The 25,008-nt window shown below is 58.7% G+C and carries 24 protein-coding genes; 15 read left to right on the top strand and 9 right to left on the bottom strand.

Going from position 1 to position 25,008, the window contains the following annotated elements; translation table 11 throughout:
- Nucleotides 1–88: 88 nt before the first annotated feature.
- Entirely contained in the window at nucleotides 89–979 is an 891-nt protein-coding gene (locus tag I6L46_RS13955) for a LysR substrate-binding domain-containing protein (RefSeq protein WP_040067029.1), read from the top strand.
- 9 nt (nucleotides 980–988) lie between these two features.
- Here the strand turns inward: I6L46_RS13955 and znuB are convergent, their stop codons facing one another.
- Nucleotides 989–1,768: a zinc ABC transporter permease subunit ZnuB gene (gene znuB, locus I6L46_RS13950; protein ID WP_005354863.1), complete on the bottom strand. Its 780-nt coding sequence runs from the start codon at nucleotides 1,766–1,768 to the stop codon at nucleotides 989–991.
- Between the two features lie 21 nt (nucleotides 1,769–1,789).
- Nucleotides 1,790–2,566 (bottom strand): zinc ABC transporter ATP-binding protein ZnuC, encoded by a 777-nt coding sequence (gene znuC, locus I6L46_RS13945; RefSeq protein WP_216976001.1) that lies wholly within the window; start codon nucleotides 2,564–2,566, stop codon nucleotides 1,790–1,792.
- A 96-nt stretch (nucleotides 2,567–2,662) separates the two neighbouring features.
- Between znuC and znuA the strand changes: the two genes are divergently transcribed.
- Both znuA and I6L46_RS13935 read left to right on the top strand, forming a co-directional pair.
- On the top strand, nucleotides 2,663–3,595 hold the full coding sequence (gene znuA / locus I6L46_RS13940) for a zinc ABC transporter substrate-binding protein ZnuA (RefSeq protein ID WP_216975999.1): 933 nt from the start codon (nucleotides 2,663–2,665) through the stop codon (nucleotides 3,593–3,595).
- A gap of 67 nt (nucleotides 3,596–3,662) precedes the next feature.
- On the top strand, nucleotides 3,663–4,337 hold the full coding sequence (locus tag I6L46_RS13935) for a transglutaminase-like cysteine peptidase (protein ID WP_058057961.1): 675 nt from the start codon (nucleotides 3,663–3,665) through the stop codon (nucleotides 4,335–4,337).
- Here the strand turns inward: I6L46_RS13935 and I6L46_RS13930 are convergent.
- A complete protein-coding gene (locus I6L46_RS13930; RefSeq protein WP_216975997.1) occupies nucleotides 4,332–5,273 on the bottom strand; it encodes a TAXI family TRAP transporter solute-binding subunit in 942 nt (313 codons plus the stop codon). The genes I6L46_RS13935 and I6L46_RS13930 overlap by 6 nt on opposite strands.
- Entirely contained in the window at nucleotides 5,270–6,568 is a 1,299-nt protein-coding gene (locus I6L46_RS13925) for a LapD/MoxY N-terminal periplasmic domain-containing protein (protein WP_216975994.1), read from the bottom strand. Before I6L46_RS13925 ends, I6L46_RS13930 begins: the two co-directional genes overlap by 4 nt.
- 260 nt (nucleotides 6,569–6,828) lie before the next feature.
- Here I6L46_RS13925 and mepM point away from each other — a divergent pair, with 260 nt between their 5' ends.
- Nucleotides 6,829–8,166: a murein DD-endopeptidase MepM gene (gene mepM / locus I6L46_RS13920; protein ID WP_216975992.1), complete on the top strand. Its 1,338-nt coding sequence runs from the start codon at nucleotides 6,829–6,831 to the stop codon at nucleotides 8,164–8,166.
- A gap of 71 nt (nucleotides 8,167–8,237) precedes the next feature.
- Here the strand turns inward: mepM and I6L46_RS13915 are convergent, their stop codons facing one another.
- Nucleotides 8,238–9,182, bottom strand: coding sequence for a D-2-hydroxyacid dehydrogenase (locus I6L46_RS13915; protein WP_005363043.1), 945 nt, complete (start codon nucleotides 9,180–9,182; stop codon nucleotides 8,238–8,240).
- Nucleotides 9,183–9,344: 162 nt separating this feature from the next.
- On the opposite strand from I6L46_RS13915, the gene I6L46_RS13910 reads away from it, so the two are divergent.
- Nucleotides 9,345–9,926: a YjaG family protein gene (locus I6L46_RS13910; protein WP_021231718.1), complete on the top strand. Its 582-nt coding sequence runs from the start codon at nucleotides 9,345–9,347 to the stop codon at nucleotides 9,924–9,926.
- Between the two features lie 71 nt (nucleotides 9,927–9,997).
- On the opposite strand, the gene I6L46_RS13905 is transcribed toward I6L46_RS13910, so the two are convergent.
- Nucleotides 9,998–10,477 (bottom strand): MarR family winged helix-turn-helix transcriptional regulator, encoded by a 480-nt coding sequence (locus I6L46_RS13905; RefSeq protein WP_005343146.1) that lies wholly within the window; start codon nucleotides 10,475–10,477, stop codon nucleotides 9,998–10,000.
- A gap of 163 nt (nucleotides 10,478–10,640) precedes the next feature.
- On the opposite strand from I6L46_RS13905, the gene I6L46_RS13900 reads away from it, so the two are divergent.
- Nucleotides 10,641–11,168 (top strand): hypothetical protein, encoded by a 528-nt coding sequence (locus I6L46_RS13900; protein ID WP_005335836.1) that lies wholly within the window; start codon nucleotides 10,641–10,643, stop codon nucleotides 11,166–11,168.
- A 9-nt stretch (nucleotides 11,169–11,177) separates the two neighbouring features.
- Complete coding sequence (locus tag I6L46_RS13895; protein WP_005335834.1) at nucleotides 11,178–12,776, top strand: BCCT family transporter; 1,599 nt, start codon at nucleotides 11,178–11,180, stop codon at nucleotides 12,774–12,776.
- A 118-nt stretch (nucleotides 12,777–12,894) separates the two neighbouring features.
- On the opposite strand, the gene I6L46_RS13890 is transcribed toward I6L46_RS13895, so the two are convergent.
- On the bottom strand, nucleotides 12,895–14,133 hold the full coding sequence (locus I6L46_RS13890) for a multifunctional CCA addition/repair protein (protein ID WP_216975990.1): 1,239 nt from the start codon (nucleotides 14,131–14,133) through the stop codon (nucleotides 12,895–12,897).
- Between the two features lie 238 nt (nucleotides 14,134–14,371).
- On the opposite strand from I6L46_RS13890, the gene mutY reads away from it, so the two are divergent.
- The 3 genes from mutY (at nucleotide 14,372) to mltC (ending at nucleotide 16,926) form a co-directional block, all read left to right on the top strand.
- Nucleotides 14,372–15,424 carry an A/G-specific adenine glycosylase gene (gene mutY, locus I6L46_RS13885; RefSeq protein ID WP_069554633.1) on the top strand — a complete coding sequence of 351 codons (1,053 nt, stop codon included), beginning with the start codon at nucleotides 14,372–14,374 and terminating at the stop codon, nucleotides 15,422–15,424.
- A gap of 8 nt (nucleotides 15,425–15,432) precedes the next feature.
- A complete protein-coding gene (locus I6L46_RS13880; protein WP_005335828.1) occupies nucleotides 15,433–15,705 on the top strand; it encodes an oxidative damage protection protein in 273 nt (90 codons plus the stop codon).
- A 117-nt stretch (nucleotides 15,706–15,822) separates the two neighbouring features.
- Nucleotides 15,823–16,926: a membrane-bound lytic murein transglycosylase MltC gene (mltC, locus tag I6L46_RS13875; RefSeq protein WP_064335415.1), complete on the top strand. Its 1,104-nt coding sequence runs from the start codon at nucleotides 15,823–15,825 to the stop codon at nucleotides 16,924–16,926.
- A gap of 85 nt (nucleotides 16,927–17,011) precedes the next feature.
- Here the strand turns inward: mltC and I6L46_RS13870 are convergent, their stop codons facing one another.
- Nucleotides 17,012–17,398, bottom strand: coding sequence for a YgiW/YdeI family stress tolerance OB fold protein (locus tag I6L46_RS13870; RefSeq protein WP_005335826.1), 387 nt, complete (start codon nucleotides 17,396–17,398; stop codon nucleotides 17,012–17,014).
- A 254-nt stretch (nucleotides 17,399–17,652) separates the two neighbouring features.
- Between I6L46_RS13870 and I6L46_RS13865 the strand changes: the two genes are divergently transcribed.
- On the top strand, nucleotides 17,653–18,690 hold the full coding sequence (locus I6L46_RS13865; RefSeq protein WP_216975988.1) for an SGNH/GDSL hydrolase family protein: 1,038 nt from the start codon (nucleotides 17,653–17,655) through the stop codon (nucleotides 18,688–18,690).
- A 265-nt stretch (nucleotides 18,691–18,955) separates the two neighbouring features.
- Nucleotides 18,956–19,990, top strand: a complete 1,035-nt coding sequence (gene ompA, locus I6L46_RS13860) for a porin OmpA (protein ID WP_216975987.1) — start codon at nucleotides 18,956–18,958, stop codon at nucleotides 19,988–19,990.
- 131 nt (nucleotides 19,991–20,121) lie between these two features.
- On the opposite strand, the gene I6L46_RS13855 is transcribed toward ompA, so the two are convergent.
- Nucleotides 20,122–21,144: a GGDEF domain-containing protein gene (locus I6L46_RS13855; protein ID WP_019445736.1), complete on the bottom strand. Its 1,023-nt coding sequence runs from the start codon at nucleotides 21,142–21,144 to the stop codon at nucleotides 20,122–20,124.
- Nucleotides 21,145–21,278: 134 nt separating this feature from the next.
- On the opposite strand from I6L46_RS13855, the gene rnr reads away from it, so the two are divergent.
- From rnr to I6L46_RS13840, 3 genes are read left to right on the top strand one after another with little or no spacing between them, the layout of a single operon-like run.
- A complete protein-coding gene (gene rnr, locus I6L46_RS13850; protein WP_216975986.1) occupies nucleotides 21,279–23,678 on the top strand; it encodes a ribonuclease R in 2,400 nt (799 codons plus the stop codon).
- Nucleotides 23,675–24,424 carry a 23S rRNA (guanosine(2251)-2'-O)-methyltransferase RlmB gene (gene rlmB / locus I6L46_RS13845; protein WP_216975985.1) on the top strand — a complete coding sequence of 250 codons (750 nt, stop codon included), beginning with the start codon at nucleotides 23,675–23,677 and terminating at the stop codon, nucleotides 24,422–24,424. The genes rnr and rlmB overlap by 4 nt, the downstream gene beginning before the upstream one ends.
- A 2-nt stretch (nucleotides 24,425–24,426) precedes the next feature.
- Nucleotides 24,427–24,999, top strand: coding sequence for a Crp/Fnr family transcriptional regulator (locus I6L46_RS13840; protein ID WP_216975984.1), 573 nt, complete (start codon nucleotides 24,427–24,429; stop codon nucleotides 24,997–24,999).
- Nucleotides 25,000–25,008: the final 9 nt, after the last annotated feature.

Here is a 25,008-nt window from a genome sequence, read left to right as displayed (position 1 = left end):
ACCTCCCACTTCAGATGAGCGGAGGGTAGCGTGCCGGTTGATATCCAGTAAAATGATAAAAAATGACCACTCATGAGATATTTAGATAATGAAGCTTCCTCCTCTGCGTGCGGTGCAATATTTCGAGGTAGTGGCCCGGCTGCTCAGCTTCTCCCGTGCCGCCCTTGAATTGAACGTCAGTCAGAGTGCGGTCAGCCACCAGATCCGTCTGCTGGAGGATTTTCTGGGTGAGCGCTTGCTGCTGCGTCAGGGGCGGTTGCTCTCGCTGACAACCCAGGGGGAGAGCTACTTCGAAGGGATTGCCGCCGGCCTCAGCCAGATTGCCCAAAGCAGCGAACAGTTGCGTGGTGGTGGCGAGATGCGGCTGCGCCTCGCGGTCTACAGCTCGTTTGCGGTGAAGTGGCTGATCCCGCGGTTGGCCGGATTGCGACAACTCTACCCCGAGCTGGATCTGAGTCTGGAGATGGTGGCGGAAGACCCCGAACTTTCCGATCGGGTGGCGGACTGCTTTATCACAGTCTCACCCCACGGGCGGGGCTACTGCCACGACCTTATCTATCAGGAGCGGCTCTTTCCGGTCTGTAGTCGCCGCCTGTTGCAGCAGATCAGCGGGGAGTGGCCTGAGGCCATCTGGCAGTTGCCGCTGCTCTCGGTGCAGTCCATCTACAAGGCGCGGGGGGAGGATTGGCAGCGCTGGGCCAAGGCCGGCGGGCTGGTTATTCCGGACGAGGCGCGGATGCACCATTTCAGCCATGTGCTGCTGGCGATGGAGGCGGCAGCCTGGGATCAGGGGGTGGCATTTGTGAATGACTACATGCTGCGGCCCGATGATCCCCAGCTGGTGGCCTTGCCGGTACACCAGCTGGAGACGGGGGATGCCTTCTACTTTACCTGCAAGCGCTCGCGGGCCCATGAGCCCGCCATCAGCCGGTTGCGCCAGTGGCTGATGATGGAGACACGCCAGAGCATGCCGCTCTAGCCTGCACCGTTACGCTCTCTTGAACTGGCTCAGCACAAATAGGCTGGTGGCGCAGACGACGACCGAAGGCCCTGCCGGAGTATCTTGATACCAGGAGAGGGTCAATCCACCCAGCACGGCGAGGCAGCCGATCAGCGCGGCAAATCCGGCCATCTGCTCCGGTGTCTGGCTAAAGCGACGGGCGGTGGCGGCGGGAATGATCAGCAGGGAGGTGATAATTAGTGCCCCGACAAACTTCATCGCCACGGCGATCACCAGCCCGATCAGCAGCATCAATACACAGCGCAGCACATCGACCCGGATCCCCTCTACCCGTGCCAGCTCTTCCGAGATGGTCATGGAGAGCAGGGGGTCCCACAGTCGCCACAGGGTGAGCAGCACCAGTGCGCCACCGCCGTAGATCCAGAGCAGATCCATCGGTTGTACCGAGAGCAGGTCGCCGAACAGGTAGGCCATCAGATCCACCCGCACGTTATCCATAAAACTCAAGGTAACCAGACCGAGGGACAGGGCGCTGTGGGCCAGAATGCCGAGCAAGGTATCAGTTGCCACCTGCTGGTTGCGACTCATGATCACCAGCAGCATCGCCATGGCGAGGCAGCAGACCACCACCGCCAGGGTGAGATCGACCTGCAGCAGGATGCCCAGCGCGATGCCGAACAGGCAGGCATGGGAGAGGGTGTCGCCAAAATAGGCCATCTTGCGCCATACCACGAAGCTGCCGAGGGGACCGGCCAGCAGGGCGATGCCGAGACCGGCCGCGAGTGCGTATAACAGAAAGCTGTCCACTTGAATGTCCTGTTGCTTGCGCTATTTGCTGTGAGCGTTGTTGCGAGAAGGCAGGCGGATGATGGGGGCCTGCGGTTCATGATGATGGTGTTCGCCATCGCAGTGGTGATGGTGGGTATAGACCGCCAGCACCTCCTGCTCCGGTCGCCCGAACAGACGGGCAAATTCGGGGTGGCGGGCCACGCTCTCCGGTTCGCCGTGACAGCAGACGTGGCGATTGAGGCAGATCACCTCGTGGGTGCTGGCCATCACCAGATGCAGGTCGTGGGAGACCATCAGCACGGCGCAGTTGAATTCGGCGGCAAGCTTGCCGATCAGGGCATAGAGCTCGATCTGGCCGTTGATATCCACCCCCTGCACCGGTTCATCCAGTACCAGCAGTTCGGGCTTGACCAGCAGAGCGCGGGCCAGCAGTACCCGCTGCATCTCTCCACCGGAGAGCTTCTGCATCCGGTTGTCCAGCAGCCCTTCGGCACCGACTCTGGTCAGCGCCTCTTCGATGGAGATCCGCCCCTTCTTGCCCAGTTGCAGAAAGCGGCGCACGGTGAGCGGCAGGGTGGGATCCAGATATAGGCGCTGGGGTACATAGCCGACTCTCAGGTCGCGGCTGCGGATTATCTGGCCTGAATCGGGGGTGAGCAGACCCAATACCAGTTTGCTCAGGGTGCTCTTGCCCGCCCCGTTGGGGCCGACCAGGGTAGTGATTTTGCCTTTATTGAGGGTAAAGGAGACCTTGTCGAGCACTGAGCGTCCATCGAACGAGAGAGAGACCTCTTTCAACTCTACCAGTTGGGTCATGACAGCTCCGGGGTTTACAGCCAGTGAGAGTTATAATATAACAAAAAACAGAAGCTGTTATATTATCACACAATCACCCGCTGACGAGATTCACCAATGAGAATTATTGCTTTTTTCACTGCCCTGCTGGCGGTGAGTTTGCCTGTTCGTGCCGTGGAGGTGCTGACCACCATCAAGCCCCTCGGCTTTATTGCTGCGGCGATCACGGAAGGTGTGAGCGAGCCGGAAGTCCTGCTGCCAACCGGCGCTTCTCCCCACGACTTCTCTCTGCGTCCCTCCGATGTTCGCAGCATCAGAGAGGCCGATTTGGTGGTCTGGGTCGGCCCCGAGCTGGAGGGGTTCATGAGCAAGCCTCTGGCCAATCACCCCCATGTCTTGACCCTGACCCAGGTGCCGGGTATGCAGCTGTTCAACTACGCGACTCAGGATAGTCACGACTCCCATGATCATGATGATCACGATCATGCCGCCCACGAGCACGGTGATCATGATGAAGGGCATGAGGGACATCATCACGAAGGGGTCGATCCCCATATCTGGCTTGGCCCGACGCAGGCCAAGGTGATTGCCAAGGCGATCGCAAGTGAATTGGGCAAGCTGGATCCGGCCAATCAGGCTCGCTATGACGCCAACCTCGCGGCATTTGATACCAAGGTGGATGCCAAAGACAAGGTGATTGCTGGCCAGATGAAGGCAGTGAATGAGAAGGGGTACTTTGTCTTCCACGAGGCGTATGGCTACTGGGAGCGCCATTACGGCATGAGTTCAAAAGGTCACTTTACCGTGAGCCCTGAGCGTCGCCCGGGCGCCAAGACCCTGGTGGATATCCGCAAGGCACTGGAAGAGAAGCAGGCGAGCTGCATTTATGCCGAGCCGCAATTCTCACCGGCTGTGATCGAATCGGTGGCACGCAATACCGGCGCCAAGGTACTGTTGCTGGATGAGGTGGGTGAACAGGTGCCACTCGGCCCGGATGGTTATCCCCAATTCATGCAACAACTGGCAGACGCATTCGCCCAGTGTCGCTGATCGCCTGCTGAGCCTCTCATCCGGAGGGACTATACTGACCTCCAGCATCTGACATGGAGTGTCCGGTATGAAATGGTTGTTGATCCCGGTCTGCACGTTGGCGCTATGTTGCGCCAACGTGCAGGCTTCGCGTCTTTCCGAATATATTGCCAGTCCGGATCTGCGGGCCAAGCTGCAGGAAGTGTATGGTGGCCGGGCCATCCAGCGGGCCGAGGCATTCTCTCGCCTGCTCACTCCCAGAGCGGGAACCACGGATCAGCAGAAGATCGAGCTGGTGAACAACTACTTCAACAATCTCACCTACAGTGAAGACCCCAAGCTGTGGGGAGATGAGGATTACTGGGCCAATCCGCTGGAGTTCATCGGTGCCCGAGGTGGGGATTGCGAGGATTACAGCATCTCCAAGTACTACACCCTGATGGAGCTGGGGGTGGATGAGAAGAAGCTGCGGCTGGCCTACGTCAAGGCGGTGCGTTACAACCAGTTCCACATGGTGACGCTCTACTTCCCGACACCCAAGGCTGACCCACTGGTGCTCGACAACATCAACAGCCGGATCCTGCCGGGCAGCAAGCGTACCGATCTCATTCCCGTTTACAGTTTCGATGCCAAAAGCATCTGGATCATGAAGTCACGGCGGGAAGGAACGCTGGCGGGGAGTGCCGATCGGTTGGCGCAGTGGACATCGATGAAGACCCGTTTCTCCAGCGAGCAACTGCGCTCTCCTCGTCGTCAGTTATAGCTTGCCCGCCGCCTTCAACTCATCGAAATATTTCGCCGCGCCCGGATGCTGTTCAATACTCAGCACCGGGCCGGTTTTATTGCGTGCCCGGTGAAACATATTGGCGTAGCCATAAGTCTGCTCATTGAACTTGGTCTGCTGGGTCAGCATGGCCTTGGTCAGACGATAGACAGACTCTCCCGGCATGGTGGCATTGGTAACCAGGGTGGCGGCAATGGCAAAGGTGGGAGTTGCCTTCAGATTGCCGGGGTAGATACGAGCGGGCACCTGACTACGTTGGTAATATTTGACCCCTTTGAGTAGCTGATCACGGGTGGCCCCATCGATGGGGAGGAAACTGACCGCGCAGCGTTTGGCGGTGTCGAGCACAATCCGGTTAGGATGCCCCATCACCAGTGCAAATGCGTCGATCTGCTTGCTGCAGAGCGCATCCGGCAGGTTGGCCATGCTCTTCAGATCGAGATCCTGCTCTTTCGCTCCCAAGATGTTGAACAGGGTCAGCGCCGTTTGGCGGGTTCCCGAGTTCTTCAACCCCATGTCGATGGGGGCGAGCTTGAGCTGCTCCAGTGATGTGATATCGCCGTCGGCACGGATCACTATGGTGAATGGCTCGGCATGGGTGGCAAACAGGGCGCGCAGCTCAGGTTGCGGCTGGGTGGTAAAAGGGCCCAAGCCCCGGCTTGCCTGATATAGCCAGTCTGACTGCACCATGGCGTAGGAGGTCTCGCCACTCTTCAGCCGCTTCAGGTTTTCTATTGAACCCGATGAGCTCTGCAATGTGCACGCAAGTTGCTCATCGACCTCATGGGCCAGACGGCAAAACTCTTTGGTTATCTGGTGATAAATCCCCTGCTCACCCCCGGTGGTGATAGTGACGGTTTCAGCCATCAGGCCGGGTTGCCACAGTAGGGGCAACAGCATGGCGAGCTTCTTCATGATTGCGCCTCCTTGGCATAACCATCGATACCCCAGGTCCGCAGTTTGTCGATGTCGCGACACTCTCCCGATTCTGCCAGCAGGGTATAACCGGCGGCATGCATGGTTTGGGAGAGCAGATTCCAGTAGAGCGGCGCATCGGTCAGCTGACAGCTGATAAAGATGGGATTGAGCGGGTCAAGTTGATTGAAGGTATCCGCATTGAGGGGAATGGCGCTGAAAGCGAGCTCACACCCCTGTTCCTGCAACGCAGCCAATGTGGCTTGGCCGTGGGCGGGAAAGGTGACCACATCCCAGCGCCAATCCAGTGTTTTGCCGCGGCCCTGGCTTAGCAGAGGGGCGATCTCGGACCATTGCGGGTGATTGAGCAGGGAGAGGGGCAGCAAGACCCCTTCTATATGAGAGTGCTGCCACTGTTGCAGGGCGCTCTGGATGGTTGCGAGATCGCTGTCGGCACCGAGGGGCTGGCTGGGCAAGAAACGCTGATAGAGCGCGATCTCCCCTTGTGTGGAGACAAATTTTTGCAGTTGCCCGCCTTCCGGCAGCTGGCTCACTCCTTGCGGCGGCTGTGGGGTCGTCAGTGGCAGCTGTTTTCCCAGCTGGGTGATTTTGAGTCGTTGTTGCAGCAGATCCCGTTTGCGTTCGGAAACCAATTGGTTGATGGAAAGTGCCACTTCCTTGAGGTCTTGCAACCAGGGAGTGGGCAGGGTGCTGTTGAACTGGTGTTTGCGGATACGGATCAGCTGCAGGTTGATCTGCTCCAGGGGCTGCAGCAGGCGTTGGCACACCAGGGAGATGATCAGGGTAAATACGACGAGGCCCGCCAGCAGCGCCAGACCGGTGCGACTGATGGCATTCCACAGATGCTGATAGGCGTAGCCGCTATGCCCCTCAAGGGTCAGAGTGCCCAGCATGCGCCAGCCATCGGTCAACTCTTGCTCAATTTTGACGGGCGGCATGCCGATAACCGAGGGAAGCCAGCCGGGGACATTTTGCTGGGTTGAGTGGAAGACCTTCTGAAACAGCACCTGACCATCCGGATCCACCAGAATGACCGAGCTGACGAAGCCGCCGTCGAACATGGCATTGACGATGGTTTCGGCCAGCACATTGTCGTCATTGAGCAGGGTTCCTTGCAGCACCAGCCCGAGAGCGGTGATGGCGGTTTCCAGGTTGGCTGACATCTGGTCGAGGATGGATTGGCGGACTGTCGTGACTTCCAGTGCAAACAGCAGCGCTGCACCGATCAGGAACAGGACGACAATTATTCTGATTAACAGTTTTGCTAACGACATATCCACTCCATGGAAAAGTTATCGCAACATTTCAGGTTTCTATTCAGTATCGAATCCGACCCGGTTCTTAAAAATAGGAAAAAATGGTTAAAAAAGACGATCATTTCTGCCCATCCGGGCGGGTTATGCATAAAATGTGAGGTTCATGCAGATTGTGATGAACTATTTGTAACTATTTGTGTCCAACAAACAGTTTTATACGGTTTTGTCACAACTGACATCGCAACTCACACTCTTTAGATCTAAATACAGGATAGCGGATGAAACGTCTCCGTCCCTTGGTAGTACAGGCTGCCAATTGGGAACCACCGGTTCCCCGCAAACACTTTTACGCCATGCTGATGCTGACGGCCATGACCCTGTCAGCAGTGGCATTATTGCCAGCTCCGGGTGACATCCTCGAGCGGCCGCTGCGTCTTGAGTTGCCCATTGATACCGCCGGTACGGCAACCAACGAAAACAACACCGACTTTAACGAAATTCCCGATCACGAACTGGTTGATCAGAGTGCGCCGGATGACGACATCCCGGTCGACACCACCCCCCAGTGGCAGGATTACCGGGTCCGCAACGGCGAAAACCTGACCGCCATTTTTAACAATCTCGGTCTCTCCACCACCACCCTCTACAAGGTGCTGGACGCGGACAACAAGAACTATCTGGCGCGCCTCAAACCGGGCCAGAATATCGAGCTGCTGATCGATCAGGACAACATCCTGCAGCAACTCAAAATCCGCCTGAACATCAAGCAGACGCTGGTGATGGCGCGCAGCGACGATGCCTATACCGCCTCCATGATCAATGAGAAGGTTGAGTGGCAACCGCAGCGTTACAACGGCGTGATCAACGGCAGCTTCTATGTCAGTGCCCGCAATGCGGGGATTCCAGCCAACCATATCCAGAAAATTGCCAACCTGTTCCAGTGGCGAATGAATTTCGCCAAGGATCTGCAGAAGGGCGACAAGTTCAAAGTGCTGGTACGCCAGGAGACGGTGGAAGGCAAGAGCACTGGCAACAGCCAGCTGCTAGGTGTGGAAGTGACCAGCCAGGGCAAGACGGTGTCGGCCTGGCTCTCCGATGACGGCAACTATTACGATGGTCAGGGCAACAGCCTGGAGCGTGGTTTCCGCCGTTATCCGACCCACAGTCGTTACCGGATCAGCTCAAACTTCAACCCCGCGCGCAAGCATCCTGTGACTGGTGCTATCCGTCCCCACGAGGGGACCGACTTTGCCGTTCCGGTGGGTACCCCGGTACTGGCCACGGGTGACGGTGTGGTCCAGAAGGCGACCAGCCACCCGCTGGCGGGCACCTATATCGTCATCAAGCATGGCCGTACTCTCTCTACCCGTTATCTGCACCTGAGCAAGCTGCTGGTCAAAACCGGTCAGCGAGTGAAGATGGGCGACAAGATCGGCCTCTCCGGCAACACAGGTCGCTCGACCGGTGCTCACCTGCACTACGAGCTGCGGATCAACAACCGCCCGGTCAATGCCATGACCGCCAAGCTGCCTATGGCTGAACCGCTCAGCGGCAAGGAGCGTCGTCAGTTCCTTGCCAAGGTGAAGAGCTACCGCAAGGAGCTGGCCGCGGGTTGATTCCTGTCGTCACAGCCTGAAATGAAAGGCCCCGCCAGATTGGCGGGGCCTTTCTACATGCGCAGTGAGGGTTAGTAACCCTTGTCGAAGTCGATCTTGCCATCCAGTGGCTGGCCATCGATAAAGCGGATGTAGTTGCGCACAAAGATCTGGGCTACATCATCCGGGAAGCTGTAGGCGCTGTTGTGGGGGGTGACGATGAGGTTGGGTTGGCCCCACAGTGGACTGTCGGCGGGAAGCGGCTCCTGCTCGAACACATCCAGCACCGCCATCGCCAGCTTGCCGGTACGCAGTGCGGTGAGCAGATCGCCAGAGTGCACGGCGCTGCCACGGCCGACGTTGAACAGGATGGCGCCCGGTTTGCAGTGTTCGAAGCGGGCGGCATTGAACAGATGACGGGTATCGCGGGTGGCTGGCAGCACGCTGACGATGACATCGGCCTGCGCCAGCATCTTGTTGAGCGCAGGCAGTTGATAAACCTGATCAAATCCGGCCCGCTCCCGACCGCTGCGGCTGATGCCCAGCACCTTCATGCCAAAATGTTTGCCGGTGTGGGCGATATGCTGGCCAATGCTGCCGGTCCCCAGGATCAGCATGGTGCGCCCCTTGAGGCCCTGATAGGGGTGGCTTTGCCACAGACGCTGCTTCTGCTGCTCCCGATAAAGAGGAATTTGGCGCATCAGGCTGAGCAGATGACCAAAGACATACTCGCTCATCAGCGGGCCGAAGATGCCGCGTACATTGGTTAGCTGGTAGTCGCGGCGACTGTCAGGGTCGAGCAGCACATCGACTCCCGCATAGGTGGATTGGAACCAGCTCAGCTTGTTGGCTTTGGGCAGCAGCGGTTTGGCACGGGCCGGTTCGGCCATCAGAATATGGGCTTCGCCGATCAGCTTCTCGGCATCGCTCTGGTTATCGGCTCGCAGAATGCGCAGATGGGGGAGATTGGCGGCCTTGAGCAGCCGTTCGTAGTGAGCATTATCCTGGCTGAGCAAAAGAAGGGTACGTTGGCTCATACTCTTGTTCCTTATCAGAATTTGCGGCGCAACAAGATGCCGCTCTCGACCCATCTTACCTGACTTCATATCGCAACATAGCCGACCAGGGCGCTTTTTCGTTTTCGCCGCGCGCCTCGTGGGCTACAATCTGCCCCACATTTTGCAAAGGATCCGACTCCAGTGTTTGGTGACAAGTTTTATAAGCGACTGGCCGAGCTACAGCCTTGGCAACAGACCGTCTACACCCTGGCGCTGGCAGAGCGCATGTACCCCAACTATGCCCTGTTCTGTCAGGCCTCCGGCTTTGGCAATGCTGGCGCTTTCCGGCATGCGCTGGATCAGATGTGGGTCTACCTCACCGTCAAGGGATCCCGGGTCAATCTGGGGGCCATTCTCGAAGAGTTCGAGTCTCACATTCCGGATCCCCGCAAGTTTGAATCCTACGGTGCCTATCCCGCGCTGGATGCCTGTGTTGCGCTGGGCTGCGCCTACAACTCGGTGATCTGCCGTGTCGGCGAAGAGGCCAACGATGCCAGCCATGCGTCAGTCGGTACCGTGGCCGGTTTTATCGAGCTGCTGGAAGAGCGGGATCTGACCGAAGAGGAGCTCTACGAGCACGAGTACATGGAAGCCGAGCTGGAGTTTCAGGTCGAGTTGCTCAAGCGGGTTGCCCATGAGCGCGACAGCGATCGTATCCTGGCCATCAGAGCATTCGCCTCTCAGGATGGTGTCTCCAATATCGGTATCAGCCTGGAAGAGTAATTATCTCCGGTGCCTGATAGACAAAAGCTCCCAGTCGGGAGCTTTTTTTATGTCTGTCATTCTGTGGCTGTTTAAGCTTGCTCTTCGGTCAGGGGTCTGACGCTCAGCACCGGGGCAGCGTCGATTTCGTCTGCATTCATCATGGTGGAGATGCGTTGCAGGGAGGAGAGCAGCAGGGTCTGCTCCCACGCTTCCAGCGCCTGAAAACGTTGGATGAAGCGCTCTTGCAGCGGGGTAGGGGCCTGAGCCAGCAGGGCGCGGCCTGCGTCAGTCAGTGTCGCGTGAACCTTGCGCTTGTCGGTATTGCTGCGAATGCGCTGCACCAGTTGGCGGCTCTCCAATCGGTCCATGATGGTGGTGGCGGTGGCCTGGCTCATGTTGGTGTGATCGGCCAGCTGGCGCATGGAGATCTGTCCCAGCTCGTCGATCCCTTTGAGCAGCAAGAGTTGCGGAGAGGTGAGCCCGGCTTCTTTGATCAGGCGCCTGGAGTGCATGTCGATGGCACGAATAATCTGGCGCAGGGCGACCAGTACTTCATCATGTTTTTCCATGGGGTGTGCGTCATTGGAGGGCTATGGAGAGGCGCAAAATTTTCCGCCTAATTCGTTACAAGGTCAATATTGTTTTTGTTGTAATCATTTTTGCTCTAATTAATTTTGTGTTAGGTTGACGGGCATTTCACGGAATTCACCCTGACATTTGAGGAGCGAAATGATGAATGACGAGCTGGATATCAAGTCTCTGGTGGCCGAGTTACGTGTGGTCAGAGTGCGCTATGAATTGCCGGATACCTCGGCTTTTGTGCGTTATCAGCCTGCCTATGATGAAGACCCCAACAACCTCAAGGTGCACCACTATGATGGTGAGTTACCCCTCTCTTGCAGTGAGACAGGTACTTTCAACCTAAAGGAGTTGGTGAATGAATTGCGCTACGCCTATGTGCTGGTGCACCTCTTTCCTGATGAAAGTGCCATGAACTTCTATCTGACCGGCCTCGATACCGGCTTGGCCCAGCTGGAGTTCATCGGCGGCTCTTACGACTTCAACCGCCTCTGGATCACCAGCGGTATTTCCAATCTGGGCGTCCCCATGGCGATCTTCCTTGGCAAGCGTCACGCCGTGAACGGCCAGCCCTCGGTTTCGCTGGTGGATCACCGCGAACAGGCAGCCGGCAAACTGGTCTATCGCGCCATCGGCGGTGCCGGTGATCATGTAGGCGAAGACTTTTTCAACAACGACTAAGGAGGCTGGATGCGAGCAAGCAAAGGGCTATTGAAAGGCCTCAACCCCACCATGGCCATGACGGCCCTCACCGTGATCACCCTGTTTTTGCTGTTTGGCGTATTTGTTCCCGATACCGCGGCCGCCTGGTTTGTCGGTGCCAAGGATCAGATTATTGCCGGGTTCAAGTGGTACTACATTCTGGTGGTCGCCCTGTTCCTGTTCTTCGCTGTCTACTTGATGTTCAGCCGTTTTGGCAGCATCCGACTGGGTGACGACGACCAGGTACCGGAGTTCGGCTACTTTGCCTGGTTCTCCATGCTCTTTAGCGCTGGCATGGGGATCGGTCTGGTGTTCTGGAGCATCGCCGAGCCGATGAACCATCTGCAGGGCAATCCGTTCATTACCGAAGGGATGACCCCGGAAGCGGCCCAGATCGCCATGCGCCTCACCTTTTTCCATTGGGGCCTGCACCCCTGGGCCATCTATGTGATCGTCGGCCTGTCACTGGCCTTTTTCAGCTACCGGCGCAAGTTGCCGCTGGCGATCCGCTCCGTGCTCTACCCCATCCTTGGCGAGCGGATTTACGGTTTCTGGGGCCATGCGGCCGATGTGCTGGCGGTGTTCGGCACCGTCTTCGGGGTGGCGACCTCCCTTGGCCTGGGGGTCTCCCAGATGAATACCGGCCTCAACCAGATGTTTGGTATGGCGGTGTCGCAGTCCAACCAGCTCTGGCTGATTGGCGGTATCAGCCTGATCGCCACTCTGTCGGCGGTTTCCGGGGTCGGGCGCGGAGTGAAGATCCTCTCCGAGCTCAATATCTGGCTGAGCGTCTTCGTACTCGCACTCTTTCTGGTGCTGGGGCCGACCACCTATATCCTCAACGCCTATGTACAGAACATCGGTGATTACCTGCAGAACATCGTCAAACTGAGCTTCTGGACCAACACCGAGGCCAACGGCACCTCGGCTTGGCAGTCGAGCTGGACAGCGTTTTACTGGGGTTGGTGGATTGCTTGGGCGCCGTTTGTCGGCATGTTTATCGCCCGCATTTCCAAGGGGCGTACCATCCGCGAGTTTGTGCTCGGTGTGCTGCTGGTGCCCTCGCTGCTCGGCATGTTCTGGCTCACCGTGTTTGGCGGCACGGCGATGAATCTGGAGCTGTTTGGCGGTGGCGGCGTGGTTGCTGCGGTCAATCAGGATGTGACGCTGGCGCTCTACAAGACGGTCGAGCTGCTGCACTGGGATACCTTCGGCTGGATTGCCAAAGCTGTGCTGACCCTGCTCATCTGCACCTACTTCATCACCTCCAGTGACTCGGGTACGCTGGTCATCACGACTCTGCTCTCCATCGGTGATCAGGAGCCGCCGGTTCTGCACCGCGCCGTATGGGGTCTGGGGCAGGGGCTGGTTGCCGCTATCCTGCTGGTTTCCGGCGGCCTGGCAGCCTTGCAGGCGGCCAGCATCATAGCGGCGCTGCCCTTCTCGGTGATCATGCTGGCGATGTGCTATTCGCTGATGCTGGGGCTCAAGCAGGAGAGCCAGCGCCAGTTCGAGTATCGTCAGAACCTCAAGCGCCACGATGGCTCATCCCATATGAGCCTGATGGAGCGAATTGGTCCGGCATAACGGCATCAGCAGGGGTTAGCGACCCCTCACATATCAATCTGGATGCAAAACGGCCGCCCTGGCGATGCTCTCCTTGCGGAGTTCATCATCAGGGCGGCCGTCCGTTATGGGGCCGAGGTTACTCTTCGATAAAGGTCCACTCATCCTTGATGCGGCTGATGGCATCAGTGCGCTTTTTGGCCAGCTGCTCCTTGATCTCTTCTCCTTTGAAACCGGCCGCCACTATCTCTTTCACCGGCACCGCCTGGGCTGCAGCCAGCGCTTCGGCCACATAGTCCGGCTCGGCGTAGACCCGCTCCTCGAAACCGGTGCGGCCATGGAAGTCGGCGCGGCAGGCGTCCAGCAACTGGGCAAAGCGCTCGGGCCGGCGCCAGGCATCTGCCTTGTCGAACACCTTGAGCAGGGTGGCGGGCTTGAGCTCAAAGGCGATATGGATGTGGGTGTGCAGATCGCTCACCAGCAGCGCCAGATCCCGGCACTCGTTGGGAACCCGGAACCGCTCGCACAGGGCGCGAATAAGCGGCAGCCCCTTCTGGCCATGACCGTGATGGCTTGGCCAGAACTCCTTGGGGGTGACTCCCTTGCCAAGGTCGTGGCAGAGGGCAGCAAAGCGTACCGTCAGCTCGGGGGAGATCCGGCACGCCTGCTCCAGCACCATCAGGGTGTGGATGCCGGTGTCGATCTCCGGGTGCCACTTGGCCGGGGCGGGGACGCCGAACAGAGCGTCGATTTCGGGGAAGAGTGCCTTGAGGGCGCCGCACTGGCGCAGCACCTCGATAAAGATCTGCGGGGTTGGCCCCAGCAGCACTTTTTCCAGCTCCTTCCAGACTCGCTCCGGCGTGAGGTGGGCCAGCTCGCCAGCTGCCGTCATCTCGCTCATCAGGGCGAGGGTCTCCGGCGCTATGGTAAAGCCTTGAGCGTGGAAGCGTGCGGCGAATCGGGCGACCCGCAGGATGCGCAATGGATCTTCGGCAAAGGCGGGGGAGACGTGGCGCAGCAGCCGTTTTTCCAAATCGTCAATGCCACCGTAGGGATCGTGGAGCTGGCCCTGATCATCTTCGGCGATGGCGTTGATGGTGAGATCCCGGCGCAGCAGATCCTGCTCGAGCGTCACATCGGGGGCTGCGTGGCAGACAAAACCGGTGTAGCCCTGACCCTGTTTGCGTTCGGTACGGGCGAGGGCATACTCCTGCTGGGTTTTGGGGTGAAGAAACACGGGAAAGTCGCGGCCGACCTGGGTAAAACCCAGCGCCAGCATCTGTTCCACGGTGGCACCGACCACCAGATGATCCCTGTCGCCCTGCGGCAATCCCAGCAGGCGATCCCGCACTGCGCCCCCAACCAGATAAGTCTGCAAACCGTCTCTCCCGTCATCAATCGTGGGGCCGAGTATATCGTCTTTGTTACCGCTTTGCTGCCTGACCACCACCTGCCCGCAGCGCCAGTCAGCGCGGCTTTGACTTGGGCGTGACGAGGCCTTACGCTGCCGCACCAGACAGCTGGCGCTGTGCTGCGGGATGACCTTTATGCCCGCGCAGGCCAGATGAGCCGAAGGAACCGCAGAGTTCCCCATATATCAACGACATGAGAACAACGTGAATCAATCAACCTTCGCAAGCCGGGTTCTGGAGTGGTACGAGCTTCATGGCCGCAAAACCTTGCCCTGGCAGCAGGAGAAGACCCCTTACCGGGTCTGGGTCTCGGAGATCATGCTGCAGCAGACTCAGGTCGCCACAGTCATCCCCTACTACCAGCGTTTTATGGCGCGCTTCCCCGATGTGGTGGCGCTGGCCGATGCCCCTGTCGACGAGGTGCTGCACCACTGGACCGGGCTTGGCTACTACGCCCGGGCCCGCAACCTGCACAAGGCGGCCCAGCAGATCCGCGATCACCACCACGGTCTCTTTCCCGAGCGCTTTGACGAGGTGATGGCGCTGCCGGGTATTGGTCGCTCAACCGCCGGGGCAGTACTGTCGCTCTCTCTGGGTCAGCCTCACGCCATCCTTGATGGCAACGTAAAGCGGGTACTCACCCGCTGGCTGGCGCTGCCGGGCTGGCCCGGCCAAAAACAGGTGGAGAACGAGCTGTGGGAGATCGCCATCCGGCTCACCCCCAAGCTGGGGGTGGCGCAATACAATCAGGCGATGATGGATATCGGGGCCACTATCTGCACCCGCAGCAAGCCAGCCTGTGATCGCTGTCCGGTGCGGGCCGATTGCCAGGGGCTGTCGCAAGGCAACCCCACTGCCTACCCCAACAGCAAGCCGAAGAAGAGCATTCCGGCCCGCGATGGCATCATGCTGCTGATCCGTCACGGCGATGAGTTGCTGCTGGAGAAGCGGCCGCCACAGGGGATCTGGGGCGGGCTCTACTGCTTCCCGCAGGTGGCTTCGCTGGCGGAGGTGGATGGTCTGCTGGCGTCCCTTGGCCTGAGCCATCACGGTTATCGTGAACTGGCCGGTTTTCGCCATACCTTCAGCCACTTCCATCTCGATATTCAGCCGCTGCTGATTGACATTGATGAGGCGCAGCCGCTGCGGCTCATGGAAGCAGATAACCGACTCTGGTATAACTTACGCCATCCTGCCGAGGTGGGGCTGGCGGCCGCCACGGCCCGTCTGCTCGCCTATCCAGAGTTACAACCATAGAGGTCAACATGAGCCGTACTGTATTTTGCCAACGCCTGAAAAAAGAGGGCCCGGGTCTGGATTTCCAACTCTATCCCGGTGAGCTCGGCAAGCGGATTTTTGACAACATCAGCAAGGAAGCCTGGGCCGAGTGGCAGAAGAAGCAGGTGATGCTGATCAACGAGAAAAAGCTCAACATGATGAATCTTGAGCATCGCCAACTGCTGGAAAAAGAGATGGTCAGCTACCTGTTTGATGCAGGTGAAGTGCAGATCGAAGGTTACACCCCGCCTGCCCAGTAAGCTCTCCGGCTGTTGTACGTGTGAACAGGTGCGGGAATGGCGCCACACTGGCGTGACCGCTCCTGAAGTCGCAGCAAATGAATGATGGGCAGCTCTGCTGCCCGGTTTGAGGATCCTATGGGCCGAATTTTTTGGCTGCTGTGCACCCTGCTGTTTCTCTCTGCCTGCTCATCCTCCCCCAAGCCCAGCGGGAGTGAGGATGACGATCTGGTCAACGGCAAGGACATCCGCGGTTTTGAACACATGATCAGCGCGCTCTCCCATAACGTGAACGAGATATGGGGGCGGGAGGCGCTGTTTGCGGGCAAGTTTGACTACGTAAAATACACGGATCAGTACAAGAGCCGGGCCCACATCGACTTCTCCAGCGGCCACATCATGGTGGAGACGGTCTCGGGCATCGATCCCCGCGCTCACCTGCGTCGCGCCATCATCGAGACCCTGCTGACCCCGGACGATCCGGCCGAAGTGGATCTTTACTCCGACCGGGAAATTCTGACCGGCGGCGAGCCCTTCCTCTACGGTCAGGTGCTGGACAATCAGCGCCAGCCAATCCGCGCCTCCTGGCGCGCCGAGCGTTATGCCGATTACCTGCTCAACACGGCGATGAAGAAGCGCACTCTGGGTATTCGCACCATCTTCTTCGTCGATATTCCCATGGTGGCCAACCATGAAGATCGACGGGGCTACAAGTATGCGGGGATCATCCGGGAAGCGTCGCGCAAATACGGCGTGCCGGAGAGCCTGATCTATGCGGTGATCAAGACCGAGAGCAGCTTCAACCCCTATGCGGTGAGCCATGCAAACGCTTATGGGCTGATGCAGGTGATCCCGGCCACTGCCGGCCGTGACGTCTATGTTCGGGTCAAGGGTAAGAACGGTCAGCCGACCCGGGAGGAGCTGTTCAACCCGGCCTACAACATCGATGTTGGTACCGCCTATCTGCACCTGTTGCAGACCGTCTATCTGGCGGATATCGAGGATCCGCGCTCCCGTCGTTATGCGGTGATCTCCGCCTATAACGGTGGCGCTGGCGGGGTGCTCAATACCTTCTCCAGCGATCGCAAGGCGGCGCCGGGCCGGATCAACCGGCTCTCCCCCGAGGCGGTCTATCAGGTGTTGACCGAGCAACATCCCAAAGAGGAGGCGCGCCGTTACCTCTACAAGGTCAATCAGGCCGAGAAGGGGTTCAAGAGAGCCTTTTCCAGTCGGGCCGGTTAAGCGGTGACGCTGGGTTAACCATGCAAAAGGGCGCTTGATATCAAGCGCCCTTTTAACGTCTGGCCAGTTCGTCGTTGAAGTGGCCTTATTTGGCGATAAAGCCGCCCTTGGTCTGCGGGGCCGCGCCCACTTTCTCCAGGGTTTTCACTTCCACTTCGGTCTTGTTCCAGCTGTGGTCCACTTCACCACGGATACGGATCTGATCATCCGGGCCCACTTCGGTGCCACGCCACACATCCTGATCCACTTCGACCTCCACTTCACCGCTGGCGTCGCGGAACAGATAGTTCTCGCCGCCCAGGTGCTTGACCAGTTTCCCTTCCAGGGTGGCCCAGCTGTCATCGGCCAGATCTTTCAGCTGAGCAACGGAAACCTTGTTCTGCTCCTGCGGGCCGGTATAGGCCGCCATGGCAAAAGAGGAGACAGACATCAGGGTCAACAGTCCGATTACGCTTGCGCTTGCCTTGTTCATTTCATACTCCTGTCGTTGGTATGGGGGCATTGTGCCGGGGGGGATGTGAAACAAGCGTGAAAGAAATAGGCTGGTGTGATTGTCTGTTTTGTGAGCGCAAGCGATTTCATCGGTGGCGGAACATGTGTGATTTCATCTGGAACTGTAATCTGTCGCCTTCACCAGAAGTCAGTGGCAGCAGACTCTTCCCGTGCTTGCCGCCATTCGAGGGGAAGTCCGCAGGTCTAACCTGCTTAATCGAAGAGCATAACAATATGAAAAAATGGCTTGTTTGTTTATTGGGGTTAATGGCATTGACCGCGCAAGCGGCAGAGGGACGCCAACCTTTTTCCCGGGTTGTGATGTTTGGTGACAGCCTCTCCGACACCGGCAAGATGTACAAAAAGATGCGGGGGTATCTCCCCTCCAGCCCACCTTACTTCAACGGGCGCTTCAGCAACGGCCCGGTGTGGCTGGAGCAGTTGGGTGACGAGCGTTTCCCCGGTCTGGTCGTGGCCAACGAGGCGGAAGGCGGTGCAACCGCGGTGGCCTATAACCATCTGGGCGCCCTGAACGGCTGGCTCGGTTTCTGGTCCTGGGATCCCAAATATCAGGTGATCAATAATCTCGATTACGAGATCGATCAGTTCCTGAAAAAGGACAAGTTCCGCCCCGATGATCTGGTGGTGATCTGGGTCGGTGCCAACGACTATCTGGCCTATGGCTGGAACACCGAGCGGGATGCGGATCGGGTGATCGATACCATCCGGCTGGCATCCAACCGGTTGGTGCTCAACGGCGCGCAGCAGATCCTGCTGTTCAACATTCCTGATCTGGGGCAGACCCCGTCAGCCCGCAGCATGAAGGTGGTGGAGAAGGTGCGCCATGTGGCCAGCTACCACAACCAGAAGTTGCAGAACCTCACTCGCGAGCTGGCTCCCCTTGGCATCGTGAAGCTGTTCGAAGTGGACAAGCAGTTTGATGAGATGATGCGCGATCCCCAGCAGTTTGGTCTGAGTGACACTGAGCACGCCTGCTACGGTGGTGGCTATATGTGGAAGCCGTTCTCCGGCAGCGCCGCCGAGGTGGCTGCGACCCCGGCTTTGAGTGTCTCCGAAAGAGTGGCTATTGCCAGTAACCCGATCCTGGCGCAGGCGGTGGTGAGCGGGCAGGCAAAAGGGCGAGCAGCGACTCTCAACTGCGATGAGCATATGTTCTGGGATCAGGTGCATCCGACCAAGACGGTGCACAAGGTACTGAGCCAGCGTGTTGCTGACTTTATCGATCAGCACTACGAGTTTGTTCGTCACTGATATCGCTTCGGGCCAGCATGTTGCTGGCCTTTTTTCCCTTTCAGCCCTCATCTGTGCGTCTTTTTGCGTCACATTCAGTTCAAATAACAAACGTTTGTTGCTGTTTTTGTAACGTGGTTGCGTTAGAGTGTTTTTTGTTAATTGATATCAGTGACTTGAAAATAGGCTAACGTTGATATGCTGCGATCGCTTTTGGGTGGTTGCACCTATAAGACGAGGTGATATCAATCAACCTCCTCCTACATAAAGTTGCAGAGGCTCAAACATGAAAAAATCATTGATTACCTTGCTGGTTACCGGCTTTCTGGCGGCCAATGCCCAGGCTGCCGGTCAAGACAATACCTGGTATGGCGGTGCCAAACTGGGTTGGTCCAACTTCTACGGCATTGATGAAAGCAACAGCTTTACCCTCGGCAATGAGACCAATGATGCTCTTGGGGCTGGTGTATTTGCCGGCTATCAGCTTAACAAGAACCTGGGCATCGAATATGGCTACGATTATCTGGGTAAGTACAAATATGATGCCCGCTCAGCCACGGGCGCAGCGTTTCAAGATGAAGTTCAGGCCCAACTTATTCATTTATCATTGAAGCTGGGCTTCCCTGTAACTGATAGCCTCGACCTGTATGGACGTATCGGCGGTGGTTATGCGGCCGCTAACAGTGACCTGAAAGGGGGGGATGGCCGATTCAACTTTGTCAGCGCGCTGGGTGCAGAGTATGCCTTCAATCGTGACTGGGCTGCCCGTCTTGAATATCAATACACTACCCCCTACGGCAGTCGAGACAATACCGGGTTGCGTATGGACAATGGCCTGCTCTCTGTGGGCGCAGTCTATCGTTTTGGTCAGGTTGCCCCTGTGGCGCCCGCTCCGGCTCCGGAACCTGCTCCTGCACCTGTGATGGTTGAGAAGCAGTTCACCCTGAGCTCCGATGTGCTGTTTGACTTCAACAAGGCGACTCTCAAGCCAGAGGCCAGTCAGGCACTGGATAGCCTCTATAGCCAGATTGAAGAAGCACGACCCAAAGATGGCGTGGCAACCGTAATTGGTCACACCGACCGTATCGGTTCCGATGCCTACAACCAGAAGCTCTCCGAACAGCGTGCCCAGACCGTTGCCAACTATCTGGTTGGTAAAGGGATCCCGGCCGCCAAGATCAATGTGGAAGGGCGTGGTAAATCCTCACCGGTTACCGGCGACAGCTGCGTCAGCAAGTCCAAGCGTGAGCTGATCGTCTGCCTTGCTCCGGATCGCCGTGTTGATGTGAAAGTCGAAGGTGTCAGCGAGGTGCAGGAGTAATCCTTCACACTGAGCAGGTTTCCAATGGGGCTGGAATGAACAGCCCCTGTCGGAGCAAGAGAGACCAAAAAGCCAGTCAGTTGATCTGACTGGCTTTTTACATTGGCATTGCGGTCGGGCAGAGTACTAAATCAGGAAGGGAGCGGCATCACCCGGTTGCGCCCCAGCTCCTTGGCCTTGTAGAGCAGCTTGTCGGTACGTTCGACCAGACAGTCTGCACTCTCCTGACCGTTGAACTCACCCACGCCAAACGAGGCTGTGATGTGGTCGATGCGGCGGCCCGATTTGCGATCCAGAATCGACATCCGCTCGATGGCGCGGCGCATGCTCTCCGCCATCTGTCTGGCCAGCGCCAGCGAGCGATGGGGGACCAGCATGGCGAACTCCTCCCCACCCAGCCGATAGGCGGTGACCCCCTCCTTGCAGGCATCGCGCAGCCGTTTGCTGAAGGCGCGCAGCACCTGATCGCCGAGCAGGTGCCCATATTCGTCGTTGAAGTTCTTGAAGCGATCGATATCGGCGAGGATCAGCGAGAAGGGGTGCTGGCTGCGGATCAACCCCTCCAGCTCCAGATCGAAGGCGCGGCGGTTGAGCAGGTTGGTGAGGGCATCCTCGTTGGCCAGCTTGCGCGTCTCGTTGAGCGCCGCCCGCAGCTCTTTGATCTCTTTCTCCGCATTGCTGAGCTGGTTGCGAAAGTGCATGGTGGACATGCGCACATCCCGCGATTCGCGCACCAGCTCTCGCAGGATCCCCATGGTGTCTTCCAGGCTGAAGCCCTCGTCATCAATGCGGCTGAGCTTGTCAAAACTCTTGTCGAGCATCTCCTGAAACATGCCGGTATCGGAGATGGCGTCCTGCATGGAGTGGCCGAGCTCGTTGGCCATGGCGGCGAGGCTCAGTTTCATCGCCTCCATCTGCTTTTCGTCCTGAGCGGCCAGATACTGGTGATAGAGTCGCTCGCAGGTGGTGAGCGAGCAGGTTCCCTGCATTTTGACTGCCTGATCAATCGCCTGATTGAGCTCGGGCATGCTGGCCGAGACATAGTTGTACCACAGGTGGTAATTGTCCGGCGTCGTGGGGATCTGGTACTTGATCATCAAAGGGACCGCCTGTTTGAGATAGGCGGCGGATTGGGCAAATGTGTCCTTACTCATGAGTTCTGTGTCTCATCATGCCGGCGAACTGAAGATAGTATGACAGAGAGATTGGCCAAAAGGCAGCCGATGGATGCCATTCGCCCCCCCCTCCGATATAATGGCACCGTTACCACCTACCCTAAGGCCTGCTTATGTCTCAAAAAGATCCTTTCCTCGAACGCGAGGCCGAAAAATACGATAACCCCATCGCCAGTCGCGAGTTGATCCTGGAACTCATCAAGGGCCATGAAAAGCCCATGTCCCGTGAAGAGTTGGCCAAGGTCCTCAAGCTGAAAGATGAAGAGCCGTTGGAAGCCTTGCGTCGTCGTCTGCGCGCCATGGAGCGTGATGGACAACTGGTATTCACTCGCAACCAATGTTATGCCCTGCCGGATCGCCTGAATCTGGTCAAAGGTTATGTAATCGGCCACAAGGATGGCTTCGGTTTTCTGCGTCCGGAAGGTGGTGGCCCGGATCTGTTCCTCAACAACCGTGAAATGCAGCGTCTGATGCACGGCGACTATGCGCTGGTGCAGCCGACCGAAATCGACCGCAAGGGGCGCCAGGAGGCGCGTCTGGTGCGTCTGCTCAAATCCCGCGAGGCGGATATCGTCGGCCGTTACTTCGTCGAGAACGGCGTCGGTTTCGTGGTGCCTGACGACAGCCGCATCGGCCAGGACATCATCATCCCGGAAGGGGAGAACAAGGGGGCTCGCCAGAGTCAGGTCGTGGTTGTGCGCATCAACCAGCGCGCCACTGCCCGCTTCAACGCGGTCGGTACCGTGCTGGAGGTGCTGGGTGAGAACATGGCGCCCGGCATGGAGATCGAAATCGCCCTGCGTACCCACGGCATTCCGCACACCTGGCCGGAAGAGGTGACCAAAGAGGTCGCCGGTCTCGGCGAGCAGGTGCCGGAGAAGGCGAAAGAGGGTCGTATCGACCTGCGCGCCCTGCCGCTGGTCACCATCGACGGGGAAGATGCCCGCGACTTCGATGACGCCGTATTCTGTGAAGCCAAGCGTGGCGGCGGCTGGCGCCTGTGGGTTGCGATTGCTGACGTCTCCGCCTACGTGAAGCCGGGCACAGCCCTCGACACCGAAGCCTATCAGCGCGGCAACTCGGTCTACTTCCCCGAGTTCGTGGTGCCCATGCTGCCGGAGGTACTCTCCAACGGTCTCTGTTCCCTGAACCCGCAGGTTGACCGCCTCTGCATGGTGTGCGAGATGACCATCTCCGCCTCTGGCCGCATGTCCGGCTACAAGTTCTACGAAGCGGTAATGAACTCTCACGCCCGTCTCACCTACACCAAGGTGGCGGCGATCCTCGACGGGGATCCCAAGCTGCGTCAGCAGTATGACCCGCTGGTGGGCCATATTGAGGAGCTCAACAACCTCTACAAGGCGCTCAAACAGGCTCGTCATCAGCGCGGCGCGGTGGAGTTCGAGAGCGAGGAGACCCGCTTCATCTTCAATGCCCAGCGCAAGATCGACCGCATCGTGCCGCTGGTGCGCAACGACGCCCACAAGATCATCGAAGAGTGCATGATCCAGGCGAACGTGGCTGCCGCCCGTTATATCGAGAAGAACGAAGCCGCCGCCCTGTTCCGGGTGCACGACCGTCCGGGCGAAGAGCGTCTGACCGGTTTCCGTGACTTCCTGGCCGAACTGGGTCTGGAGCTCAAGGGAGGTCTCGAGCCCGAGCCGAAGGATTTCGCCGAGCTGGCTGCCAAGTTTGAAGGGCGCCCGGATGCGGAGCTGCTCTCCACCATGCTGCTGCGCTCCATGCGTCAGGCCATCTATCAGGCTGACAACATCGGTCACTTCGGTCTGGCCCTGAAGTCCTACGCGCACTTCACCTCGCCGATCCGTCGTTACCCCGACCTCATCCTGCACCGCGCCATCAAGTATCAGACCGCCAAGGAGCAGCAGGCCAACCTGCGCCACAAGTGGACCCCGAGCGGTGGTTACCACTACCAGCTGGAAGAAGTGGATCCGATGGGCGAGCACTGCTCCATGACCGAGCGTCGTGCCGACGATGCCACTCGCGATGTGGCCGACTGGCTCAAGTGCGAGTACATGCTGGATCACGTGGGTGACGAGTTCGACGGCGTTATCGCCAGCGTCACCGGCTTTGGCTTCTTCGTGCGTCTGGCCGAGATCCACATCGACGGTCTGGTGCACGTCAGCACCCTCACCAACGACTACTACCAGTTCGACCCGCTGCATCAGCAGCTGATCGGCGAGAACTTCCGCCGCCGCTACCGTCTGGGCGACAAGGTGCGGGTCAAGGTGATGGGCGTCAATCTGGACGATCGCAAGATCGACTTCGTGATGGTGGAAGAGCCCCTCAAGATCACCGGCAAGAACGCCAAGCAGGCGGTTCGCAAGATGGCCGAGATCAAGAAGGAGAAGGCCAAGAGTGCCGAGCGCCACGAAAAGCGCAAAGAGAAAGATGGCAAGGAGAGCGGCAAACCCGCCAAGGGTGGCCGCGCCAAACCCAGCAACAGACGACCGGGCAAAAAAGCTCGCGATAAGGCCAAGAGCACTAAATGAGTACTGAACTGATCTACGGCATTCACGCTGTATCCGCGCTGCTGGAGCGCACTCCCGAGCGCTTCATCGAAGTGTGGGCCCTCAAGGGGCGGGATGACGACCGGCTGCAACCCCTGCTGGCCGAGCTGGAATCCCTCGGCTTGCGCGTGCAGAGTGTGAACCGCAAGACCCTTGATGACAAAGCGGAAGGCAACAATCACCAGGGCATCATGGCCCGGGTGAAAGAGGCGCCCAAGCTCGCCGAGCACGATCTGGCCAGCCTGCTGGACGAGCTGGCGGCACAACAGAGCCAGCCCTTCCTGCTGGTGCTGGATGGCGTGACCGATCCGCACAACCTCGGCGCCTGCCTGCGCAGCGCCGATGCCGCCGGGGTGCATGCGGTGATCGTGCCGCGCGACAAGGCCACGGGTCTCACCCCGATCGTGCGCAAGGTTGCCTGTGGCGCCGCCGAAGTGGTGCCGCTCATTCAGGTCACCAACCTGGCCCGCACCCTGCGCGAGCTGCAGGAGCGCGGCGTCTGGATCGTCGGCACCGCCGGCGAGGCCGATCACGACCTCTATCAGGCCAAGCTGACCGGCCCGATGGCGCTGGTGATGGGCGCCGAAGGCAAAGGCATGCGCCGTCTGACCCGCGAGCACTGCGACGAGCTGGTGAGCATCCCGATGGCGGGGGCGGTATCCAGCCTCAACGTCTCGGTGGCGACCGGCGTCTGTCTGTTTGAAGCCGTGCGTCAGCGTCGCGGTTAATCATGCTGACTGACAGACCCCCCTTCGATTGGGCGCAGGTCGCAGATAAAGAGGAGGCCGCGCGCCTCCTCTCTTTTGCCCGCCCGCTGGCCCTCAGCCCGAAAAGCTGCCTCTGGCACGCCGGCGACAGCCCGGATCTGCTGGTCAGGGTGGAGCAGGGGTTGCTGCGGGCCAAGCTGGTGCTGGAGGATGGCCGCGAGTACATCAAGGAGTTCTACTGGGAGGGGGACGAGTTTCTCGACTTCCACCACCTGCTCAGTGGCGAGCCGGCCCGCTACAGTGTGGAGGCGCTGGAGCCCTGCCGTCTGCAGCTGTTCACTCTGGCCGACTTGCGCCAGTTGCCCGGCTGGCCGCGCTGGTACCAGCACCTGCTGGAGGTGCAGCTGCGCATCAAGGAGGAGAAGGAGCAGTTGCTGCTGACCGGCAGCCCGCAGGCGCGCTATCAGCATTTTCTCGACAGCTTTCCCGCACTCGATGCCAGAGTGCCCGACCACCAGATTGCCGCCTATCTCGGCATTACTCCCATCAGCCTGAGCCGCATTCGCAAGCGACTGAAAGAACTTAACAAAGGTTAATGCAGGGTG

The organism is Aeromonas sp. FDAARGOS 1416 (genome assembly GCF_019048085.1).
GTDB classification, from domain to species: Bacteria; Pseudomonadota; Gammaproteobacteria; order Enterobacterales; family Aeromonadaceae; genus Aeromonas; species Aeromonas veronii.
The sequence above is the reverse complement of the archived record's forward strand: the minus strand, read 5'-3'. Positions and strand labels throughout refer to the sequence as shown.

Bases quoted from the DNA above. Each gene is read 5' to 3' on its own strand.
- I6L46_RS13955 (WP_040067029.1), top strand. From the start codon at position 89: ATGAAGCTTCCTCCTCTGCGTGCGGTGCAATATTTCGAGGTAGTGGCC.
- znuC (WP_216976001.1), bottom strand. From the start codon at position 2,566: ATGACCCAACTGGTAGAGTTGAAAGAGGTCTCTCTCTCGTTCGATGGA.
- znuA (WP_216975999.1), top strand. From the start codon at position 2,663: ATGAGAATTATTGCTTTTTTCACTGCCCTGCTGGCGGTGAGTTTGCCT.
- I6L46_RS13935 (WP_058057961.1), top strand. From the start codon at position 3,663: ATGAAATGGTTGTTGATCCCGGTCTGCACGTTGGCGCTATGTTGCGCC.
- I6L46_RS13930 (WP_216975997.1), bottom strand. From the start codon at position 5,273: ATGAAGAAGCTCGCCATGCTGTTGCCCCTACTGTGGCAACCCGGCCTG.
- I6L46_RS13925 (WP_216975994.1), bottom strand. From the start codon at position 6,568: ATGTCGTTAGCAAAACTGTTAATCAGAATAATTGTCGTCCTGTTCCTG.
- mepM (WP_216975992.1), top strand. From the start codon at position 6,829: ATGAAACGTCTCCGTCCCTTGGTAGTACAGGCTGCCAATTGGGAACCA.
- I6L46_RS13915 (WP_005363043.1), bottom strand. From the start codon at position 9,182: ATGAGCCAACGTACCCTTCTTTTGCTCAGCCAGGATAATGCTCACTAC.
- I6L46_RS13905 (WP_005343146.1), bottom strand. From the start codon at position 10,477: ATGGAAAAACATGATGAAGTACTGGTCGCCCTGCGCCAGATTATTCGT.
- I6L46_RS13900 (WP_005335836.1), top strand. From the start codon at position 10,641: ATGAATGACGAGCTGGATATCAAGTCTCTGGTGGCCGAGTTACGTGTG.
- I6L46_RS13895 (WP_005335834.1), top strand. From the start codon at position 11,178: ATGCGAGCAAGCAAAGGGCTATTGAAAGGCCTCAACCCCACCATGGCC.
- I6L46_RS13880 (WP_005335828.1), top strand. From the start codon at position 15,433: ATGAGCCGTACTGTATTTTGCCAACGCCTGAAAAAAGAGGGCCCGGGT.
- mltC (WP_064335415.1), top strand. From the start codon at position 15,823: ATGGGCCGAATTTTTTGGCTGCTGTGCACCCTGCTGTTTCTCTCTGCC.
- I6L46_RS13870 (WP_005335826.1), bottom strand. From the start codon at position 17,398: ATGAACAAGGCAAGCGCAAGCGTAATCGGACTGTTGACCCTGATGTCT.
- I6L46_RS13865 (WP_216975988.1), top strand. From the start codon at position 17,653: ATGAAAAAATGGCTTGTTTGTTTATTGGGGTTAATGGCATTGACCGCG.
- ompA (WP_216975987.1), top strand. From the start codon at position 18,956: ATGAAAAAATCATTGATTACCTTGCTGGTTACCGGCTTTCTGGCGGCC.
- I6L46_RS13855 (WP_019445736.1), bottom strand. From the start codon at position 21,144: ATGAGTAAGGACACATTTGCCCAATCCGCCGCCTATCTCAAACAGGCG.
- rnr (WP_216975986.1), top strand. From the start codon at position 21,279: ATGTCTCAAAAAGATCCTTTCCTCGAACGCGAGGCCGAAAAATACGAT.
- rlmB (WP_216975985.1), top strand. From the start codon at position 23,675: ATGAGTACTGAACTGATCTACGGCATTCACGCTGTATCCGCGCTGCTG.
- I6L46_RS13840 (WP_216975984.1), top strand. From the start codon at position 24,427: ATGCTGACTGACAGACCCCCCTTCGATTGGGCGCAGGTCGCAGATAAA.